17 protein-coding genes are annotated in these 20458 nt (G+C 56.9%); 7 read left to right on the top strand and 10 right to left on the bottom strand.

What is annotated here, in order from left to right; genetic code table 11:
- Positions 1-576 precede the first annotated feature (576 nt).
- The 4 genes from C442_RS18585 to C442_RS18570 form a co-directional block, all read right to left on the bottom strand.
- Positions 577-3357 carry a DUF7282 domain-containing protein gene (locus C442_RS18585; protein ID WP_008313132.1) on the bottom strand — a complete coding sequence of 927 codons (2781 nt, stop codon included), beginning with the start codon at positions 3355-3357 and terminating at the stop codon, positions 577-579.
- Between the two features lie 506 nt (positions 3358-3863).
- A complete protein-coding gene (locus C442_RS18580; RefSeq protein WP_049943102.1) occupies positions 3864-4616 on the bottom strand; it encodes a VOC family protein in 753 nt (250 codons plus the stop codon).
- Positions 4617-4688: 72 nt separating this feature from the next.
- Positions 4689-5129 carry a TIGR04206 family protein gene (locus C442_RS18575; protein WP_008313130.1) on the bottom strand — a complete coding sequence of 147 codons (441 nt, stop codon included), beginning with the start codon at positions 5127-5129 and terminating at the stop codon, positions 4689-4691.
- A gap of 106 nt (positions 5130-5235) precedes the next feature.
- A complete protein-coding gene (locus C442_RS18570) occupies positions 5236-6345 on the bottom strand; it encodes an OBG GTPase family GTP-binding protein (protein ID WP_008313129.1) in 1110 nt (369 codons plus the stop codon).
- Between the two features lie 159 nt (positions 6346-6504).
- Between C442_RS18570 and C442_RS18565 the strand changes: the two genes are divergently transcribed.
- The 5 genes from C442_RS18565 to rpl12p all read left to right on the top strand — a co-directional run bounded on the left by C442_RS18565 (position 6505) and on the right by rpl12p (position 9622).
- On the top strand, positions 6505-6705 hold the full coding sequence (locus tag C442_RS18565; RefSeq protein WP_008313128.1) for a VNG_1110C family protein: 201 nt from the start codon (positions 6505-6507) through the stop codon (positions 6703-6705).
- 139 nt (positions 6706-6844) lie between these two features.
- Entirely contained in the window at positions 6845-7333 is a 489-nt protein-coding gene (locus C442_RS18560) for a 50S ribosomal protein L11 (protein ID WP_004957037.1), read from the top strand.
- A gap of 237 nt (positions 7334-7570) precedes the next feature.
- Positions 7571-8209: a 50S ribosomal protein L1 gene (locus tag C442_RS18555; RefSeq protein ID WP_008313127.1), complete on the top strand. Its 639-nt coding sequence runs from the start codon at positions 7571-7573 to the stop codon at positions 8207-8209.
- A gap of 1 nt (position 8210) precedes the next feature.
- Positions 8211-9257, top strand: a complete 1047-nt coding sequence (locus tag C442_RS18550) for a 50S ribosomal protein L10 (protein WP_008313126.1) — start codon at positions 8211-8213, stop codon at positions 9255-9257.
- A gap of 17 nt (positions 9258-9274) precedes the next feature.
- Complete coding sequence (rpl12p, locus tag C442_RS18545; RefSeq protein WP_008313124.1) at positions 9275-9622, top strand: 50S ribosomal protein P1; 348 nt, start codon at positions 9275-9277, stop codon at positions 9620-9622.
- 184 nt (positions 9623-9806) lie between these two features.
- Here rpl12p and C442_RS18540 read toward each other — a convergent pair whose 3' ends face one another.
- The 3 genes from C442_RS18540 to C442_RS18530 form a co-directional block, all read right to left on the bottom strand.
- On the bottom strand, positions 9807-13610 hold the full coding sequence (locus tag C442_RS18540) for a DUF7289 family protein (RefSeq protein WP_049943101.1): 3804 nt from the start codon (positions 13608-13610) through the stop codon (positions 9807-9809).
- A 600-nt stretch (positions 13611-14210) separates the two neighbouring features.
- Positions 14211-15239 carry a tyrosine-type recombinase/integrase gene (locus C442_RS18535; RefSeq protein WP_008313120.1) on the bottom strand — a complete coding sequence of 343 codons (1029 nt, stop codon included), beginning with the start codon at positions 15237-15239 and terminating at the stop codon, positions 14211-14213.
- Positions 15236-15460 (bottom strand): hypothetical protein, encoded by a 225-nt coding sequence (locus C442_RS18530; protein ID WP_152418493.1) that lies wholly within the window; start codon positions 15458-15460, stop codon positions 15236-15238. The genes C442_RS18535 and C442_RS18530 overlap by 4 nt, the downstream gene beginning before the upstream one ends.
- A 412-nt stretch (positions 15461-15872) precedes the next feature.
- Between C442_RS18530 and C442_RS22680 the strand changes: the two genes are divergently transcribed.
- Both C442_RS22680 and C442_RS21630 read left to right on the top strand, forming a co-directional pair.
- Positions 15873-16196, top strand: coding sequence for a helix-turn-helix domain-containing protein (locus C442_RS22680; RefSeq protein ID WP_049943099.1), 324 nt, complete (start codon positions 15873-15875; stop codon positions 16194-16196).
- Positions 16197-16505: 309 nt separating this feature from the next.
- A complete protein-coding gene (locus C442_RS21630) occupies positions 16506-17861 on the top strand; it encodes a hypothetical protein (RefSeq protein ID WP_152418492.1) in 1356 nt (451 codons plus the stop codon).
- Positions 17862-18077: 216 nt separating this feature from the next.
- Here the strand turns inward: C442_RS21630 and C442_RS18520 are convergent, their stop codons facing one another.
- From C442_RS18520 to C442_RS18510, 3 genes are read right to left on the bottom strand one after another with little or no spacing between them, the layout of a single operon-like run.
- The gene (locus C442_RS18520; RefSeq protein WP_008313115.1) at positions 18078-19067 is read right to left on the bottom strand and encodes a hypothetical protein; all 990 of its coding nucleotides are present in this window, start codon (positions 19065-19067) and stop codon (positions 18078-18080) included.
- The gene (locus C442_RS18515) at positions 19060-19893 is read right to left on the bottom strand and encodes a hypothetical protein (protein ID WP_008313113.1); all 834 of its coding nucleotides are present in this window, start codon (positions 19891-19893) and stop codon (positions 19060-19062) included. Before C442_RS18515 ends, C442_RS18520 begins: the two co-directional genes overlap by 8 nt.
- Complete coding sequence (locus C442_RS18510) at positions 19890-20444, bottom strand: hypothetical protein (RefSeq protein WP_008313110.1); 555 nt, start codon at positions 20442-20444, stop codon at positions 19890-19892. The genes C442_RS18515 and C442_RS18510 overlap by 4 nt, the downstream gene beginning before the upstream one ends.
- Between the last annotated feature and the right edge of the window lie 14 nt (positions 20445-20458).

Below are 20458 nucleotides of genomic sequence, written 5' to 3'. Positions count from 1 at the left end.
CGGAACGCGGCCACCGAAGCCACGCATAGACCGAACCGGCGTACTCACTTCTGGCNAGCAGTTTTCCACCTGGTCGGAACGCGGCCACCGAAGCCACGCATAGACCGAACCGGCGTACTCACTTCTGGCGTCATGGGTAGGGGTATCGGTACATTACCCGAAGTGCGGTAAATGCTTTATGGATAAAGGTTACATCCAAATTACATGTCGGTGTCAGGTAATAATTATTTTAAACTGGTATGTGTACTTGTTCTGGATATTTATTTGACTATTCCTGAGACCTGATCTGAGAAACACGCCTCCCGATTCGACCGGCGGTCGTTCCACCACTCGACTACGGACGGGTCCCAAACGATTGCCGAAGCCGCCCTCGCAGTGGCGGACATCGAGGAAGTGTCCGGCAGGCGCTGGGTTACTGCCACGTTGCGCCAGCGTTCGACTGTGATCCAGTCACGACTGCCGATGGGGCAGTTAGCCGTTCAGAAGCGGACGGCCGAGTCGATCTGCAGTCTGTTTGCACTCTTCACGTAGCGTGCGAAAGAAAAGAACGGTGTTCAGGGACCGGAGTTGTTCCGGTTAGTTGTCGCGTCGGACAGCGAGGAGCGCAGCGGCGACCAGCGCGATAAGCGCGATGGCTGCCGTGAAGCCGGGACCTTCCGCTTCGGTGGTCTCGGTTTCGTCAGTTCCGGGTTCCATCGTGGTCGGCTCTTCGGTCGGCTCTTCGGTCGGCTCTTCGGTCGGCTCTTCGGTTTCCGTCGGCTCTTCGGTTTCCGTCGGTTCCTCGGCGCCGACAGTCACGTTCGCACTGTCGGTCACGGCGGAGCCGTTGGCGGTGTACGGACCGTCAGCGTCCGGGAAGTCGTACGCTTCGTTGCCGTTGGTGTCGAGGTGCGGCATCGCGACCGCGGTGAAGTCCTCGTCCATCGGCTCGTCGAGCGTGATCGTGATGTCCTCGTGGCTGCCTGCCTCGAGGTACTCGGAGTTCCCGACGACGTCGCCGGATGCGTTACCGGCGTGGATTGCGATGAAGCCACCGGCGGACAGCTGCGCGCTGTCGACGACGACTTCACTCCCGTCGGATTCCTGGTCATTGATGCTCACAGTGGCCGTGTCTGCATCGGTGATCTGTCCGTCTTCTTCGTCACCGATCTGGTCACCGTCGACGTCAAGCGTCTGTGCGGTGAAGTTCGTTCCTGCCGAGTAGTCGCTGAAGTCAGCCGTGGCAGTGAACGTCCCGTCCGATTCGACAGTCGCTTCAGGTCGGTCGAGGAACGGGTTAGACTCACTCTCGGACTCGACTTCGACTTCAAGCTCGGAGCCAGGCGCGACCGTGGTTGTTCCAGTGATCAGCTGGTCAGCAGCAGCCTGAACTAGCACGAGACCGTTGGTCGTGTCGATGGATGCGTCACGGTCAACAATGCTGTAGTCGTCGTCAACACCGTCGTTGCCGCCGCTCAGCCCAGTATCCTGCGACACAGTGAAGTTGGCCACCAGCTCGTCATCTTCGTCATCGTCGCGGATCGATGTGCCACTCTCGAATTCTGCGTTCTGCGTCTCCACAGCGACGAAGTACGTGTTGTTGTCAGGGTCGTCGACGACAACAACATTGGAGCTGTTGAGGATGAGCGGGTCCTCATCTGCGTTTGCACCGACATCGCTGCGGTTGACGGTGAGGTTGAACGCGTCATTGTTACCAGCACCGCCGCCAGTGGACCGGAGGAAGGCCTGGGTCCCACTGGAAGAGCCGTTGACTTCCTCTTCGTAGGCGAGCGGGCCTTCGACACCGGAAGCAACGATCTGGTGGACAACGAGGTCACCGTCAGCGATGTTATTCGATTGGGTCAGGTTCTGGTCGATACGATCACGAATGTCGATGTCGTCATCGTCGAGCTCAGCGTCCTGTGGGGCCACCCAGCTACGCATGCTTTCAGTGGAGCGCTCGCTCAGTCGGAGCGTTCCGACGGAGTCAGCACTGCTGTCCTGAGACGTGCCTGCAGTGACGTTCAGGTTGTAGCTGGAGGCTTCAATCGTCTCTTCGTCAAGGCTGCTGCGGGTGAAGGAACCTGACTCTTCGACACCAGTGATTTCGTCGTCACCCTCAACGTAGAGGATGTCATCCGCGGAGACATCGCCGACGTTCTCGCTTGTGCCAGCGAGGTAGCTGTTGAACGAGACAGTGACTTCGCCGTCACCGTCGTCGTCGTCGATAGTTCCGGAGATGGCGTAGTTGTCGTCGTCGTCGTCGCCGACGAAGACAACAGCTTCGTCTTCGTTGTCGAGCTGGTAGGTGATGTTGGCTACGTCACCGCGTTCCTCCTCGACAACACTGCTCTCGAAGCCGGCGTCGCCGTCTTCGGATTCGGAGACGTTGATCTGGTCGGTACTGACCGTGATGTTGGTCTGTCGGTCAGTGACTTCGACCGTGTACGGGCCATCGTCAGCGTCGAAGCCGCTTGTCTGGTTGATGGGGTCGAAGATGAACGCAGTGTCATCGTTGCCCGACAGGGTGTCGATCTGCGATGAGACCCTGTCACCGTTGTCGGCGTACAGCGTTGCGTTGGCTTCTTCGCCACCGCGGTTGATTGTTGCGTTGGCAATGATGTCGTCCTCGTCGGTGATATCATTGTCGTCAGCTTCGACGTTCAGGTTGAGGTCGCTGACTTGGAAGCCTGCGCTCTCGTCGCCGATAGTGACGTTGTATTCCTCGCCAGTGTCGAGGTCCTCAGTGTCGTAGCGGTAGACGTCGCTATTCGAGTTGACCGAGTCAGAAGCGACGAGCGAGCCGTCGTTGACTTCGATCTCGAATTCGTCACCGGTTGACGAGGTAGATCGCTCGATTGCAAGCTTCTCGCCACGGAACACGTTCTGATAATCGAGACCAGCTGAAGTGTCGCCATCGGCTGTGAGCGTCTGTGACGTCACGTCGATGTCTTTTGCGACTAAGTCGGTGGTGTCGCCGCTGGCGGAAGCTGTGACTCCGTTAAGTCGGACATCTACCTCAGCGTCAGGCGTGATGTCTTTCTCAAGGGAGATCTCGAGCTGCTCACCGTTTTGGTTGATATTACCTCCATTCTGGCCAGTCTCTACGTACTCGCCTGGATTGTCCACACCGTTAACAACGACTTGGACGTCGCCGTTATTGGTTGAGTTGGCGAGCTGCAGGGAGGTACTGATTGTACTGTTCGTTACCACTTCGATTGTATTTCCGCTATCAGCATTGTACTCTGTTGCCTGCTGGATCTCGACGTTAGCGGCGGCGGCTGCGCCACCGGAGAACGCGATGGTCCCGGCGAACACCGAGAAGACCATCAGCGCCGTGAGGAACAGGCTACGAACCTTGTCTGAATTTCCTGTCATAGTTTGTGTTGTATTGCTATCGGGCGACCCCAGCAGTTTTCCACCTGGTCGGAACGCGGCCACCGAAGCCACGCATAGACCGAACCGGCGTACTCACTTCTGNAGCAGTTTTCCACCTGGTCGGAACGCGGCCACCGAAGCCACGCATAGACCGAACCGGCGTACTCACTTCTGGCGTCATGGGTAGGGGTACAGTCTAAACGATAGGTGTCTGTTGTAAATGTTTTGTGGTAAGAAAATCCAACTGTCATGAATAGTCAGGGCACGAAGGCGCCGTCAGTGGCGATTAGATGTGGTTTAAGAATCTTGTAGGTCTAGAACAGGATCGTCATTCGGGTGTCTGACGCCCCAGATTTACATATCGGAGGTGGTTTCGCTGGCCTGAGACGCATAGGGCTTCACAGACCCTCACTGCTCGCTCAGGAACGACTCCGCAGACGAATCTCCTTCTGACAGCTACCGCGCGAGAATAGATTAGAACAGACGGTTAGTACCGACCAGTGCCGTCAGTTGGTCACGATTTCGATTTCGCGGCCGTCGGGGTCTTTGGTGAACGCATAGCGGTCGTCACAGCTCTCGGGGTCCCGGTAATCCTCGGCGTGGCGCCCCATCAGCGTCTCCCACGCGCTATGGAGGTCATCGGTTCGAACCGCGAGATGCCCCCAGGCATCGCCGAGTTCGTACGACCGGCCGTCGTAGTTGTAGGTGAGTTCGACCGACATCGCCTCTTCTGGGGCATTCTCGGGCTTGAGGAAGTACAGGGCGAAGTCGTCGAACTCCTCGCGGCGGAACAGGTCGTAGTCGAGCTTTCGGGTGTACCAGCCGATAGCCTGTTCGGCGTCTTCGACACGGATCATCGTGTGGTCCAGCGACCACTTCGCGCCGTGGTCCCGTTCGACGATCTCAATCTCGTGACCGTCGGGGTCCGTGACGAAGGCGTAGGAGCCGCCACAGGAGTCCGGGTCGCGGTAGTCCTCGACGCCGGCGTCCATCAGCTCGTCGTAGGCCTCGTACACGTCGTCACAGCGGACGGCGATGTGTCCCCACGCGTCGCCCATCGTGTACGAGCGGCCGTCGTGATTGTACGTCAGTTCGAGCAGTGCACCTTCGTCGTGGACGTCTTCCGGACCGAGGAAGACGTTCGTGAAGGTGTCGGCCTCCCAGCGGCCCTTCTCCTCGTAATCGAAATACGTCTGGTACCAGTCCAGCGACGCGTCCAAGTCTTCGACGCGCATCATCGTATGATCGAGTGACCACATACGCGGCACATGGTGCGAGCGAGCGAAAAGGCTACCGCCACAGGTGGTTCCGTCCGGATTCGATACCGCGGCTCACTCCGTCGCTGTGTCGGCCCGGATGGCCGGCAGGTAGTACCACCAGACCACGGCGAGCATGACGAGAGAGCCGACCGGGACAGCGACGTAGTCGAGCCGTCTGTTGAAACCCAGAAACACGGGGAACTGCGTCAGACCCGCACCGGCGAGAGCGAGGGCGGTGACCCGAACGTCCTCACGCCAGACGACACCGGCAACGGCGCTGGCCAGGGCAACGAGATACAGCAGGACGCCCGAGCCCCACGACTCGATAAACTGCGGGAGCGCCCCGGTGAACCGAACGAAGTAGCTGTAGACCGAGAGCAGTTCCGGCGGGTTCGTGTTGAACAGGCCAAAGGAGAAGACGAGCGTCAGTTCCGCCCCGATTTGCACCACTGTCCAGGGGACGAGGCCAGCAACGACGACGGCAGCAAGACGGCGTCGGGGACCGTGGTCCATACGTGGTGGCAGGACTCTAGACGCATGAACGCATCTACTTCAGAAGGGATGGATATTGTCTGAAGGGATATTCGCTCACACGCGCGCACGCGAGCGCTGACAGATTTTACCGGTTGGCGACGATCCGCAGGATATCTTCGTCAGCGAGTTCGTGGTCGCGCCCGACCTGCTGTTCGTCGTGCTTGGCGCTTGGACCGGTCACACGAGCGAATCGGAAGCGCTCGTCGAAGCTCCCGCCGAGTTTCTCGCAGGCGTCGTCGACGGTGTCGCCTTCACGGAGTATCAGCGGCTCCTCGCGGTCGACACCGCGGCCCGGCTTGTCCATGTAGATCCGGATGAGGCCGAGTTCGTCCCAGATGCGTTCGGTGAGGCTATCCAGTCCCTTCTCTTCCTCGGCGCTGATGAAGATTGCCTCGTCGGGGTCGATGTCCCGCTCCCGGAGCTCGTCTTCGACTTTGGGGAGGTAGTCGGGCTCGATGAGGTCGGCCTTGTTGACAGCAACGAGGGAGGGCAGATAGACGCGGTTGTCCATCACGCCGTCGATGAGCTGGTCGATGTCGATCTGCTCGCCGATGGTCACGTCGGCGTTGACGTAGCCGTGCTCGCGCAGGACGGCTTTGACCGTCTCGTCGTCGAGTTCGACGCCGGTGGCCGTGTTGACCGAAATCCCGTCCTTGCCCTTCTTCCGGACGTTGACCCACGGCGGGTCCTGGTCGAGTCGGATCTTGTTCTTGTACAGTTCTTCGCTGAGTCGGTCGTACTGGTCGATCTCGAAGACGGAGATGAGGAAGACGATGAGATCCGCGGTCCGGACGACGGACAGCACTTCCTTGCCGCCACCGCGGCCGCCGGCCGCACCCTCGATGAGCCCGGGAACGTCGAGAATCTGTATGTTCGCCCCCTTGTACTTGAGCATCCCCGGATACACGTCGAGCGTCGTGAACTCGTAGGCCCCGGTCTCGGACTCAGCGTTGGTGAGGGCGTTTAGCAGCGTCGACTTCCCGACGCTGGGGAACCCGACGAGCGCGACGGTCGCGTCGCCGTGTTTCTCGACGCCGTAGCCACCGCCGCCGCCCGAAGAGGCCTGCTGTTCGAGCTTCTCCTTTTTCTCCGCGAGCTTGGACTTCAGCCGACCGATATGGGCCTCTGTAGACTTGTTGTAGGGAGTGCTGGCGATTTCATCTTCGAGTTCCTGAATCTCCTCTTCGAGCCCCATTAGGTGTATGTCGGCCCCTCACACCGAATAAGGCTTTCCTCCCTCGCCGATGCCACCCCGGCAGCACGCGTCATCGGACCCGCCCTGCCGTTCAGAATGGTCAAACGACCCTCATGTAATTCGACACACCTATAGGGTATCCTCCGTCATGTGTCGATAATGGGAGCGGCGAGTCGGTTCCGCGACAGCACGCAGATACTGCTGCCAGTCGGTGCGCTCGACGGGATTCGCGAGGAGTTGGAACAGCGGTTCACTGTGAGCGTTCATCAGGAAGGTGAGCAGGTTCGGATAATCGGCTCCCCAGTCGAGATCAAAGACGCGAGCGATTTCCTCGCACGCAACGGCGTGACGTTCGCCTGAACTGACTGGGATTTAATTCTTTGCCGCGTTGGCCGTCCTGCCTGTGGGTTCCTAACGGTGAGTGTTCGTGCGTGTGGAGACCTCACGCAGCGATCCGTGAAACGCAATCCTTTAAACCGCCGCGAGGATTCCACTATGTATGGCTGGAACTATCGAAGTCCTCGTTCCCGGTGGGGAGGCCAACCCTGGCCCGCCACTCGGTCCGGAACTCGGCCCGACACCGGTGGACGTGCAGGCAGTCGTACAGGAAATCAACGACCAGACGGCAGCGTTCGACGGCACCGAAGTCCCCGTCACCGTCGAGTACGACGACGACGGCTCCTTCGAAATCGAAGTCGGTGTCCCGCCGACGGCCGAACTCATCAAGGACGAGGCCGGTTTCGAGACCGGCAGCGGCGAACCGCAAGAGGACTTCGTCGCTGACCTCTCCGTCGACCAGGTCAAACAGATCGCCGAGCAGAAGCATCCCGACCTGCTCTCCTACGACCTCACGAACGCCGCGAAGGAAGTCGTCGGGACGTGTACCTCCCTCGGTGTCACTATCGAAGGCGAAAACCCACGCGAGTTCAAGGAACGCATCGACGCGGGCGAGTACGACGACGTGTTCGCGGCCGAAGCACAAGCGTAAGTCGGACCGCTGTGCGACTGGCGTGTGTTTTCCCTTGCTTTCGACGCTGTGAGCTACTGCACAGTCAGTGGGACCGTCACCAGCGACTGGTCCCTGAGAACCGGAAACACGCCCGTCAGCGGTCCTTGGGCTGGTTCGACGGGTTTAAGTGTCGCATTGGCGTCTACCCGCACGAGACAGGCATCCGCCTGTTTCACTGACCCGTAGAAGCCGATTGGCGTACTACGGAGGTGAACAATGGCAGATCAGGAAATAGAGAACGCAGTCTCGCGCGCACTCGAGGACGCACCTGAGCGGAATTTCCGCGAAACGGTCGACCTCGCTGTGAACCTGCGCGACTTAGATCTTAACGACCCGTCGAACCGCGTCGACGAGTCCGTCGTGCTTCCTGCTGGCACCGGCCAGGAGACCACAATTGTGGTCTTCGCCGAGGGCGAAACCGCCCTTCGTGCCGAGGAAGTCGCAGACGACGTACTCGACGAGGACGAACTCGAGGAGCTCGGTGGCGATGACGACGCCGCCAAGGACCTCGCCGATGACACTGACTTCTTCATTGCGGAGAAGGATCTGATGCAGGACATCGGTCGCTACCTCGGGACCGTCCTCGGTCCGCGTGGGAAGATGCCGGAACCGCTCGACCCCGACGACGACGTCGTCGAGGTCATCGAACGCATGAAAAACACCGTGCAGCTCCGCAGCGGGGAACGGCGAACGTTCCACACGCGGGTCGGCGCGGAGGACATGTCCGCCGAAGATATCTCGGACAACATCGACGTTATCCTCCGCCGTCTGCACGCGGACCTCGAGAAGGGCCCGCTCAACATCGACAGCGTCTACGTGAAGACGACGATGGGGCCTGCGATGGAGGTGGCCTGATATGAGCGCCGAATCCGAACGCAAGACCGAGACCATTCCCGAGTGGAAGCAGGAAGAGGTCGACGCCATCGTAGCGATGATCGAGTCCTACGAGAGCGTCGGCGTCGTCAACATCGCCGGGATTCCGTCCCGACAGCTGCAGGATATGCGACGTGACCTGCACGGGACCGCCGAACTTCGCGTCTCCCGGAACACGCTGCTCGAGCGTGCACTCGACGAAGTCGACGACGGACTCGAAGACCTCAACAGCTACATCACCGGGCAGGTCGGGCTCATCGGGACCGACGACAACCCGTTCTCGCTGTTTCAGGAACTCGAGGCCTCCAAGACGCCCGCACCCATCGGTGCCGGCGAGGTGGCCCCGAACGACATCGTGATTCCGGAAGGCGACACGGGCGTCGACCCCGGTCCGTTCGTCGGCGAACTCCAGAGCGTGGGTGCCGACGCACGCATCCAGGAAGGCTCCATTCAGGTCCTTTCTGACTCGGTCGTGCTTGACACCGGCGAGGAAGTCTCCCAGGAACTCGCGAACGTCCTGAACGAACTCGGTATCGAACCGAAGGAGGTCGGTCTCGACCTCCGCGCCGTCTTCGCCGACGGTGTACTGTTCGAACCCGAGGAGCTGGAACTCGATATCGACGAGTACCGGAGCGACATCCAGGCGGCTGCCGGCCGAGCGTTCAATCTCTCGGTCAACGCCGACTACCCGACCGCGACGACGGCCCCGACAATGCTCCAGTCCGCTCGTGGCAACGCCAAGAGCCTCGCGCTCCAGGCGGCCATCGAGGACCCCGAGGTCGTGCCTGACCTCGTGAGCAAGGCTGACGCACAGGTCCGTGCGCTCGCCTCGCAAATTGACGATGAAGAGGCACTCCCGGAGGAACTCCAGGGCGTCGAGGCCGACGTGGCGACAGAGGAACCGACTGACGACCAAGACGAGGACACCGCATCCGAGGACGACGCGGACGCCGACGACGCGGCCGAGGAGGCCGACGACGATGACGACGACGACGAAGACGCCGGCGACGCGCTCGGAGCGATGTTCTAACAACGCACACTACAACAATGGAATACGTATACGCTGCACTCATCCTGAACGAAGCTGACGAAGAGATCAACGAAGACAACCTCACTGACGTGCTCGAAGCCGCGGGCGTCGACGTCGAGGAGTCCCGCGTCAAGGCCCTCGTCGCCGCCCTCGAGGACGTCGACATCGAGGAGGCCGTCGACCAGGCCGCTGCGGCACCGGTGCCGGCAAGCGGCGGCGCAGCCGCACCTGCCGAGGGTGACGCTGACGAGGCCGACGAGGCCGACGAAGAAGCCGACGAAGAGGCTGCCGACGACGGCGGCGACGACGATGACGACGAGGACGACGAGGCAAGCGGTGAGGGCCTCGGCGAACTCTTCGGCTAACTCGGTTCAACACAGCTCAGTTTTTTCTTTGCGTGCGCTCGACCGGTGAGAGGAGTCAATACTGACCCCGCCGATAGCCGTATCTCTATTGGACAAGTATGCTGAGCCACGACCGGGCTGTAATCCAGCGTGTACCGCCTGACACACGAGTCTGATTACACCGAAAAACGGGTCTGCTACGGCCTTAACTACCGATCGTAATCGTATCGGAGTCAATCGAGATGGGTGAGTCGTTAGTGGTTGCGCCACTCTCGTCGACTTCCTTCAGGTAGATTTCACCCGTCGCAGTATCGTCAACCGACCCACTGGCCGTGTCGTTGTACACTGTGACTTCGTACGTGTAGTATCCGGGATCGAGGTCGGTGTCGTAGCCAGCCCACGCCGGATACGCGTCGGATCCCGTAAGGTCACCGCTACCCGCTGTGACGTTCTCAGTGCCTGTGTAAACCGTAGTGCCGTCACTCTTGTTCTTGACGGTGAGGGCCACTTCACGTTCGTCGCCGACAGTTCCCTCATTGTTGACTTCAACGGTGATCCGTTCTGCACCGCCGTTCCGTTCGATGAGTGTGGCGGTATTGTATGTCTGTGCGCCGATATTGATGCCCTGGGTGTCGTTTACCACGACACTCGACCGACCGACGAAGAACGACTGCTTTGCTGAGGTGCTGTTCCGCGTCTGCACGTAGTACGTGTGGTTGCCACGGTCAGACGGTAGACTGAGGGTTACTTGCTCCGTATCTCCGTTTGTGAGCAGCGAGGTTGTCGCGGAGTCAGACACTGTGAACGTCGAACCCGCGTCGTCGGTGTTCTTTGCATAGAGTTTGATCTCGGCGGTTCCGCCTTCCCCACCGACGTTCGTGATGTCGACCGTAGCGTTTGCAGACTCATCGTTGTCGATTGTGCTTGTGGCACGAACAGAGTCGACTTGCATGAACTGTTCGTCGATGTCGCCGACGTAGATGTTTCCACCCCATTGCTTCCCAGTAGCGGACTCGGAGCGGTTAGGGTTCGTGAGATTGAACCTGTACTGGTACGACTGACCCGGTGTCTTACTTGCAGTCGCTAGCTCAACGTTGAACTGCGCCGTTTCGTTTACCCCGATCTCCGTATCTTGCGTCTCGGCTGTGCTTCCATCGAAGGTAGGCGTAAGCTTTGCACTACCGGCGGCGGTACCGACGTTTTTGACCGTCACCGTTGCCTCCGTGTCGTCTGTCTTCGGGGTACGGGCGGGGACATCAACATCAACGAAGCTGAATCTCGGCTCCGCAACCTCATTCTCGATGGAGTTGGTTCTGAATATAACCACTGCGTCGTTGTAGTCGGGGTCGCCGTAACCGTATGCGTTTTCGGGGTTTGCGTTGTCCTGCGAGAGCTCATAGAGGTACACGAATTCACCGTCGGCGAGATTAAGCCTCGCTGAACCGTTGTCGAGTTCGGTAAGCCGTTGCTCGCCAAGCATATCCGTCAGTTTTCGCTGTGCCTTGCCAGCTTGACCGTAGCCGGGAATTACCTCCCCATCGGCTAATATATCTGCGTTCGTGCTGCTCTCGTCGGTAGAAATCCGGACACTACCGGGGCTGCTGCATCTCTTAGTGTAGTAGTTCGTACCGTCTATCTTGAATCGAATGTCCGTGTACGTCGTTTCATAGCAATGGTACGACGTGGCGGTGACGGAGAAGTTCGAATTCGCTTCGAAAGTCTTCGTGAACTCGTATGGGTCCGGATAGTCGTCGTTAATCAGCCGCCGTTCAGCATGGGGGCCGTTCACATCGCCGTCTTCGAAGTCGTATCCCACATCACGCCACAGTGGAATCTCGTGGTCGCCGGACTGGTTGTTGACGACCAGATCCATGTCTACTTTCGTGTGCGTAATCTGATAGCCGTTACTGCCCTCAAGCTCAGCTCCCTTGAGTTCGATTGTTGCGTTGACCCTCTCGGTGGTAGTCATGCCACCTCCGTCACGCTCAACCGCAGTATTCGACCGCACGTTCAGGATTCGCCAGGCAGTCTGGTTTCCAGTGGTGAAGTTCACTCGATAGAGTCCGTCTTCGGACGGCGCTGTAACGGTCTGTGTGACCGTCGTACTCTCCCCCGGGTCAAGCTGCTCGTCCGTTGACTTGTCGGCTCCCCAGTCTCTGCCGATGCGAAGCGTCTGGGAGCCTGCCGTTCCGCCAGTGTTAGTGACATTGAAGCTGACCTCGGTCTTGTTTTCCGGTTCGACCGGGTTGTCGACGCCAAGACCGGTGATATCAAACACCGGTGGTGCCGACGCGCCGACAGTGAAGGTCCCGTAGCTGCGGTCGTCCGGTGTCTCGACAATATAGGTGTAGTTACTGTATGACGGAGCGGTAAGCGGACCGCTGGTGAGAGTTACCGTCTCTTTTTCTGAACCGCTGTTGGTTCCATTGAGTGTGAGCGTTTTCTCCTTCGATTCAACCGTTGTATCCGACTCGTTTTTTATGTGTATTTTGACGGCGTCGGACTTACGGATGTTGCCGGTATTTTTGACTGTCGCCTCAATCGTGACCGTGTCACCGCTCTTTACGCCGCCCGGTGGCGAAACCGATGTCACCTCGAAGACACCGACGTCACCGACAACGAAGTAGTGGCCGTCGTCGCTGTACTGCGAATACGTGTCGTCGTCCGTCGCGACTTCAATATCGTAGGTCCCGTTCTCGCTGGTCGGCATCGCTGAATCAAAGTCAACTGTCCGAGTGTTGCCCGGATGGACTGTCACGTGCTGTGTGGCATTCACCGAACCATTAACCAGAAGTGTGACGTTCTGTTCGGCCGTCATACTGCCGTTGTTTTCGACTGTGACATTCGATTCTGGGACCTGGTTCAGCCGTGCTGTCGCGGGGATTGAGGCACTAGTTATGTTTAGCGACGGTGACCCGGGCACAGCCGTGTAGTTGACTAGCTTGTAGGCCTTGTCTTGCTCAGATGCCACAGTGAAATTGTATACGCCACTGTCGGCATCTATCGACTTGCTCACTCTGGCTGAATCTCCACCGGTAAGCGTGACCGTGGCTGTCGCATTATCCGACGCCCCGGACCGATTCAGCCTGATCTCTTGGGTGTCTTGCAGACCACCAGTGTTCCGTATCGTTGCATTCACCAGTGCTTTTTGATCGTCTGATGGGTCTTCTTGCACCGACATATTCTGTACTTCAAACTCCGGGTCGCTCACGTTACCGAGCGCAAATCTGATGTCGATGGTCTCACCAGGCTCCACTGAACTCGGAGTTACCTTGACGTACTTGTCGTCGTATGCACTCTGTGCCCAGTCCGCCCACGCGCGGGCGTAACTGCTGTTCTCGATTGTCAACGTAGCGTTGGTGACCTGTGACGGGGCGCAGGTGGTGCTCGGCGACGAAGAGTCCCACGAGCCGTTCCGTACGCCTTCGTATGTAGCCTCAGTGAACAGTGCCGTCTGAAGTGCTGCTTCGTGTGATCGATTCGCAGTCGTGTTCGACCGAATCGCAACCGAACTGCCCCCAATCTGCTGCCCGGAGATATTCGCGAACGAGACTGACAGCGCCCCTTTATCATAGTTCACAGCCGGGGGCGACGACATCGTCGCGCCCGACTCGGTCATCCGCCACACACCGCCACCCTGATAGCCGACTTCTTGGCCGTTTTCCTGATACTGAAGCGTCTGCAACGAACGGTTCCCCGTCGAACAGGTCGAGTTACTGTTCAACGTCAGATTGTATGTCGCATCGTCTGTAACAGCGACATCAGACCGAACCCGGTCTGGGACTTCAACTGATTCACTGGTATCTGAGCGCTGGAAGCTCTGATCAACCGACAGCAGTACCTCCTCAGCGAGTTCGACGTTCGCGTCGTCGTTGACATCTCCGATAGTCTGTTGCCCCACTTGAACGATCAGTACGGCACCAATGATGACTGCACTAGCCAACAACACCACACCCAGAACGTGCGATACACCCCGGTCTCCAGCCCCCCGGCTGCCCCACTCGAACATACTTATTTACATACCAACTATTGCACATAAGTTTACTGTTTCACCCATACTAATAACGGTTCCATCGGTGACCTACTGAGGTTAAACAGCAGGTATTCCCTCTAACGGGACCTACCAGCGGTATACACTACCGGCACCGTGTGTCAAATTCTAGATCCACTGACATTATAATATCCCCGGAAATGTCATATATTAACCAAGATTGCTATGCCATATTTTGGAACGCTTGTGATATGTGACAACACTAAACAAGATTTAGTGGACTAAGTTTCCTTATTATTCGTATACGGTGGACTGGACGGTACTTACGTAATGCGAATTGAGCCCAACTTGACCTCTTAATTGAATCCGGCAGCAACGGGTAACGGTTGGTTTAGTAATGTCTCTAGCTGGTTTTCTCCTAATATCTTGGTTAGACAGTATTGTGCCCTCGATTGTGTGGTTTATTATAGAATCCGCCGGGCTACATCCCAAATCAGCCTACCTGTGTTGTCGATCTCTCATCCACGACGGTAAAATTAGGATGGACTCGCCGGGTTGTTAGCCTATTCGAGGATGCGCATTTCCTAGATTCATCCGTTGGAGTGTACTGGTTCTGAATCATGCGTCGTCGATGAACTCCCGTCGAACCTCCATCTTCTCGCGCTCGCTGCGCTGGTCGTAGTGCTGGTCGAGAACGTCATTCGAGACGTTCATTCGATCCGAAACGACCTCTTCCGGTGTCCCGTCTCGGAGGTGCTTCGTGATCGAACCGCGGCGGATACCGTGTGGAGATCGGGACGACGGGCAACCGCTGGCAGTGTCACGAGTCATGTACTCACAGCTCTCCGGGTTCTCTCCGTGTAGACACTCACCGACCATACAGGGCCGAGTCCACTGGTAGACAGCACTCCGGATAGGTGTCTCACTCAGACGGCCCCGGTCACTGGTGATGAGCGGTTCCCGACCGTATTCGTCGGTGACCGAATCTCGGTGGTTCTGGATGTACTCCTGAATCACTTCGGCGTAGAAGTCACCAACAGCAATCGACCGCTCGGCAGCTCGTCCGTTCTTCAGGGGAGTTCCTGTCTCCGGTCGGTGCCGCAGTTGTAGGTACTGCCCATCAGCATCGAAGTCGTCTAGGTCGAGTGACCGGAGGCTACCGAGGCGAATACCAGTGTGCCAGAGGATTCCGAAGATGACGTGTTCGCGGGAAGCGTACTGGTAGCGGTTCAGGTGGTCGAGGATCGCTTCTGCGTGTTCGGTATCGAGTTTCTCATCTTTCGAGGCTTCCTCGGGATCGACCTCCGGGAGCAACACCCGTTCACGCATTCCCAGTTCGACTGCGTCGATGCTGGCACAGAATTCGAGGAACTTCCGCAGCGTAGCGAGGATGCCCCGAAGGGTAACCTTAGACACTTCCCCGTATTCGCTTCCTTTGCCCTGTCGACGCCAGACTCGGAACTCATGTAGATCGCGTCCAGTCAGCTCGTTCATGTTCTCGATTCCCTTCGACTGGGTCCACTCGATGAACGAGTTGAGCCGGTATCGCTGGTTCGTGAGGGATTTTTCAGACAGCTCCGGTTCTCGGTGATCGAGGTAGAGGTTCACCGCAGTTGCAGGAGCTATCGGTTCGAGATCGTCGCTCACACTTCCACCCCGTCGGCGAGTAGCTGGCGAGCTGCTTGGTGGGCGGAGATGTCCTTCGGTTCGTCACCGAGAGGGTAGCCGTCTGAGTCACGCCCCATCTCTTCGAGTATTCTCGAAACCGAAGGTGCAGGTCCGTCCTGAATGAGTGCGTGCCGAACCTGTTGTGCAGCAGCAACCGCTTCGGCAGCGTCTAGGGAATCATCCGGGGTCCGGCGTGGCACTTCAGATAGACCGAGCATCCGGTCGCAGTGTGGGCAGGAATGGCGACGCTGGTGGGAAGTGGCGTCGGCATATGAGTCGTACCGCTTGGAGAAGTTACAGTCAGGACACCGAACGCGGTACTCCGTACGTGGGCGAACAGCGGATTTTTCAGCGGGCGATTCGACTACTCTCGTGCGGGGAGTACTCCCCGTATCGGTTCCGTACGACATTGGTTTGCCGGGCGGAGCCACTTTCTGGGCCGTGTCCTAGCACGGCCCGGTTCTCGATGGCCGAGGGCCATCTACGGGCGGCCCGCAGCTACACTGTTACTTGGAGAGTGCATAAATGTATCGAACAGCTATATATGCTCAATTGGTAAGTAATTGTAGAAAAGAACTGAATTAGGTAGGAAGAGTAGAATACGTTATTCAAATGCGCTTATCCGGTTCGTGGCAGAGTGTGTGGGACGACCGTATCCTCGAATGGATGCGAGAGAACGAGGGTACGGGGACGCCCAAGGAAGTCCACGACAGTGGGTTAGTCCGTGTTTCGAGAACCCAGATCGGCCGTCGAATGAAGAAACTCGCCGAGCATGGACTTCTGACCCATGTTGGGAATGGAGCTTACGTGATCACCGAAGAAGGAGAAGCATATCTCGACGAAGAATACGACGCCGAAGAAGGCGTCTATGTCGAAGGTGAAAACGATCTATCGGAGCCGTCCTCCCCTGCAGAGCCAGAGACAAACGACGTGTAGTTAGCTCTCCACTATGACGATACGAAAGACCGCCCGTTGGCAGCAGTGTATCGACGATCGGATACTGGAGAAACTTCGAGATGAATCAGTTTCAACCCCACGCCAAATTGCTGAACATGATCGAATCCATGCCACAGAAGCACAAGTCGTAGAACGGTGTCGAGTTTTAGCTGACGCCGATCTAATTGCGTTTCTTACTGAAGACCAAGATTTTGTTGAGATCACAACCGAAGGACAACAGTATTTGAAAGGCGAGATTGATGTTGAATTATATCCTTACCCACGCCATCCACGACTAATGGAGTCAATATGAGTGATAATGATTCAGATAGGATGATAGATATGGCAAGAAGTTTTCGTAATAACCGAATTAGGAATGACTTAGAAGAATTTTTACAGAGAGCCGAGGATACATTTGAATCTTTAGAAGGGAGAGAAGTAAATTATAGATTTTTGGTAGGCTCTGGTGATACTTTGACTTTTAAGATAGGGGAACATACAGATATGAAAGATTTTGACGTACGAATGCAAAATAGAATAAAAGAGTGGAAAGAAACGCGTGATTTAATCGATTCTATTAAACAAGACCTCGGATTTGATATAGATGACCGTTACATATACAATATTGTTCGCGTTTGTTTCAACTACCACCGAATTTCTGATCGTAATTGCGAATACGATGTAGATGAGATCTACAATAATATAGTATTAGACTCGGAGGGGAAGTCAAAAACTAGAGGATTCTATTTTGTTCAATCAGTCAATGTTGAAAATGAGATAATTATAGACAACAACTTACGAATACTGCCTATTCGGAAGGCGGACGGAATATACAAAGAAAGGATAGATGGCTTGGCTTCAACACATGGTAGTCCAATATCTTGGGGGTTCCCGACATCAATAATCAGATTAGATGTAACAAATTCGCCGAAGTATGATGCCATTAACGCATCTCAAGCTGCGAGCATAGATTTTCTCATCAAGTTGTTAAGGATACTTGGTCCGAGTAATGCAGATGTCTGTTTCAGTAAAATTGAGCCGGTATCATACTTGGATACCGGTAGAACATCGACAAATTCGGGCAGGGATACACATCCCAAGTTGAAGTTTTCTCCAATTGATATTAAAAGACTGAAAAATCTCAGGAACCTTCTTGAGGAATATTACGACGGCAATAGTCGTGAATTCACATCCTTCTTTTCTGTCCCGTTCCAACATTATGATACTTCTATTGAACAAAGAACCCGACAGCATTCTAGTATCGCATTTTCCGTAATTGGACTGGAATCATTATATAAACAAAATACGAAAAGTGAGTTGAAATCCAGTAAGGGAATCGCACTCAATGCAGCCTTTGTATTAGGGTCTGCAATAGATTCTCTTGATCCTCACACAGTTAAGCAGGATGTCCTTGATGCATATAACAAAAGAAACAATTTTGTACACGGAGACCACGGCTCTGAGAATACAGAAAAGAGGCAGCAACACCGAATGTGGGATTATCTGAGATTCTCACTAGTAATATTTACAATACTACATAGTCGTGGAATTATATCCCAAAACGCTGGACTGAATCTCGATGATTCTTATATAAACCAGGATGAAAGGGGCAAAGTCCAGCGTCAATTACGGAACATAGACTTGAATAGCTACGTACAGATATAGTCAAAATACTACTATTACTCTATATTCCAGCAGGATTGCCCCCGTCGCTCCGCTCGGGGGCGTGCGCTCACAGGCTCGCTCGGCCCCCCATGTGAGGGGGGCGCTTCGCGTCGCTGTTCGCTTGTGGTGTTGGTGTAATCACAGACACAACGTACCCAACCACTGAAAGCGGTGGGTCGGCGGGTGGGTGGGCGACGTGATCGAGGAGATCGTCGGCTACGTCGTTGGACCGAGTTCTTCCAGACGGTCGCCGAAGTGATCCCAGTTGTCGAACCCGTGCCACACGTCAGGGTCAAGATCCCACTTCCAAGAGGCAACGTCGTCTGGGTCGTAGCTGTGAAGTGTCGGTTCGAGATCCGTCAGGTCGGCATCGAAAAGCGGGGAATCAGGCCGGTCTGCGTCACCGTCCCAGTTGGTGTAGAAGTCGACGACATCCGGTGCTGATTTCCAGAACGCCAAGTTGGTCAGTCGCTTGCACTCGGGGACAACGTCTTTTCCGGTGTGTCCGACCGCACCGACGACCTCAACGCCGAGTTTGCTCATGGCCTTCAGCGCGGGAGCGTACTGGGTACTCACTTCGCGGCTGTAGACTCTGGCATCCATGTACCGGCTGGCTTCATCAAGGACGAACGTTTTCGGAACGTCGCGGTTCTCGACGAGGAGCGTCATCAGCTCGTGCATCGTCGAGACGTAGCGGTCAGCGCCTTCCCAGGTCTTGGAGTTCGAAATAACCAGCACGTCGTCCCAAACAGCACGAGCCATATCCGAGGCGAGCAGGAACATCGTGTTCGTCTTGCCAGTGTTGGGTCGGCCCGCAGCGAGAACCGTTGTCAGTGTCCCGTCGGCATCGAGCCGATCCATCAGGCGAGCGGTCACCGTCAGCGACGACGCGTCGAGTTCCTGTTCAGTGATGCCGACAAGATAGGAAGCGAGCGACCCGTTGCCGTTCTCGATGGCACGGGTAGCCGCTTCGGTGTGGTATTTGGACTGGAGAACGTCGGAGAGAGAGGTTTGCCCGAACGACCGGGAACCGCTTACCTCAGCACCACGGTCGAAGAGTGAGGAGACGAACGACAGGGTCGCTCGGTCTGCGTCATCAGCCACGACACCGGTATGCTCGTGCAGTGACTCACCGCCCTCGATGTTCCCAGCAACGACCTCGTTGAGTTTGGCCGCCGTCAGTAGTCTCTCGTCGGAGTCAGTCATCAGCTGAAACACCTCCGTCGCCAGCACCAGCGAGGTCGGCGAGGTCCTGGTCGAGATCGACACGAACGCCCGGAACATCAGACTCCGGAGACTCGTCGTCCTCAGTGTGTCGAATCTTCCGGTCAAGTCCGAACTGCTCGATGGCCGAATCTATCTCGTCGGTCAGTGCGTCACCTTCATCGGGCAGTGTCCCGCGCTCGAACGTCGACACGATACGGAGAACCGCTTTTCTGGTGGCGTTACGGATGATCGTAAACGCCTGAGCTTCGATAGCGAAGCCGCGCTTGGCATCGGCTTCGAGCTGGCCGCGACACTCTTCGACAGCCTGGAGTGTTCGCATCAGCTCCCGGTCAGAGAGGGTTCCGCGCCAGCATCCTTCGACGGTCTGGGATTCGAGGTCGACGTTCTTGCCGAAGGCAAGATTGGGACTCACCCAGTCGAGTTGTCCGTCCTCGACGGACCACTCGCGGAACCGTTGCCCTGGAGTCCGGAAGATGCCGCCTTTCGTGTGGCGGGCATCTATGTCGACGAGCCAGACGTAATTCGGGTCCCAGAGCAGCGACCGGACTTTCTTCCCGGTCGGCCGTCCGACCAGCGGAATAGTCACGAGCGCACAGAGTCCGATCAGGCGCAGACTACGGGGAAGTTCGTAGCCGAGAATCGACGCGATAACGAACAAGACGATACCGACACCAGACGCGATCAACAGCAGGTTGTTCGTGAGCCACCGGAACAGTCGATAGGTCCGACTGTGGTCCGGGCCAGGGTCAGCGTTGTGCGCCATCTCGTCGCGGTCGAGATCGGGATTACTCTCATCGTCGGTCATGCCAGTCGCTCACCTCGCTGGGCCGACCCGATTTTCGCGGAGACGGCTTCATACAGGACGGCAATCACGACGCCGAGCGCACTGCCGAGGGCGGCGTTACGAACGTCCTCACCGCTCCACGGGCCAGTGATGATGAAGGAGTTGGGCTTACGGAGGTAGTGGAACCGCTGTTGTTCGATGGACTGCTCAGTCCAGAGTGTGACGCCACCGCTCGATGGTACTTGAACCGTAGTCGTCGTATCGGCGTCGACGACAGCAGCACGGAATGAGACGCTACCCGCTTCCGAGCCATCATCGACCTGCGGGGCGACACTGACGACTTTGTACTCGTCCGACCAGAAGTCGATGACCAGCTGGCCGTCCGCGTAGTGGTAGTCAGTCACGACAACGTTCTCATCGACGACGAGTTCGACATCACTGGGTGCGCCATCCGGTGCAGAGACGTTCGTCGAGGCCGCCGTTTCGTTCGTTGTTTCCTGCGCTGCCGCTGGTGCAGCGAGAGCGATACAGCTGACGATCAGTATGAGGAGTATGGGCGTACGTGGGTTCATGCTCGAAAAATCTG

Source organism: Haloarcula amylolytica JCM 13557 (genome assembly GCF_000336615.1).
GTDB lineage: Archaea > Halobacteriota > Halobacteria > Halobacteriales > Haloarculaceae > Haloarcula > Haloarcula amylolytica.
This window is presented reverse-complemented; position numbering and strand designations above follow the sequence as displayed.

Bases quoted from the DNA above. Each gene is read 5' to 3' on its own strand.
- C442_RS18520 (WP_008313115.1), bottom strand. From the start codon at position 19,067: ATGACTGACTCCGACGAGAGACTACTGACGGCGGCCAAACTCAACGAG.
- C442_RS18570 (WP_008313129.1), bottom strand. From the start codon at position 6,345: ATGGGGCTCGAAGAGGAGATTCAGGAACTCGAAGATGAAATCGCCAGC.
- C442_RS18585 (WP_008313132.1), bottom strand. From the start codon at position 3,357: ATGACAGGAAATTCAGACAAGGTTCGTAGCCTGTTCCTCACGGCGCTG.
- C442_RS21630 (WP_152418492.1), top strand. From the start codon at position 16,506: ATGAGTGATAATGATTCAGATAGGATGATAGATATGGCAAGAAGTTTT.
- C442_RS18510 (WP_008313110.1), bottom strand. From the start codon at position 20,444: ATGAACCCACGTACGCCCATACTCCTCATACTGATCGTCAGCTGTATC.
- C442_RS22680 (WP_049943099.1), top strand. From the start codon at position 15,873: ATGCGCTTATCCGGTTCGTGGCAGAGTGTGTGGGACGACCGTATCCTC.
- C442_RS18560 (WP_004957037.1), top strand. From the start codon at position 6,845: ATGGCTGGAACTATCGAAGTCCTCGTTCCCGGTGGGGAGGCCAACCCT.
- C442_RS18565 (WP_008313128.1), top strand. From the start codon at position 6,505: ATGGGAGCGGCGAGTCGGTTCCGCGACAGCACGCAGATACTGCTGCCA.
- C442_RS18555 (WP_008313127.1), top strand. From the start codon at position 7,571: ATGGCAGATCAGGAAATAGAGAACGCAGTCTCGCGCGCACTCGAGGAC.
- C442_RS18540 (WP_049943101.1), bottom strand. From the start codon at position 13,610: ATGTTCGAGTGGGGCAGCCGGGGGGCTGGAGACCGGGGTGTATCGCAC.
- C442_RS18575 (WP_008313130.1), bottom strand. From the start codon at position 5,129: ATGGACCACGGTCCCCGACGCCGTCTTGCTGCCGTCGTCGTTGCTGGC.
- rpl12p (WP_008313124.1), top strand. From the start codon at position 9,275: ATGGAATACGTATACGCTGCACTCATCCTGAACGAAGCTGACGAAGAG.
- C442_RS18580 (WP_049943102.1), bottom strand. From the start codon at position 4,616: ATGTGGTCACTCGATCATACGATGATGCGCGTCGAAGACTTGGACGCG.
- C442_RS18515 (WP_008313113.1), bottom strand. From the start codon at position 19,893: ATGACCGACGATGAGAGTAATCCCGATCTCGACCGCGACGAGATGGCG.
- C442_RS18550 (WP_008313126.1), top strand. From the start codon at position 8,211: ATGAGCGCCGAATCCGAACGCAAGACCGAGACCATTCCCGAGTGGAAG.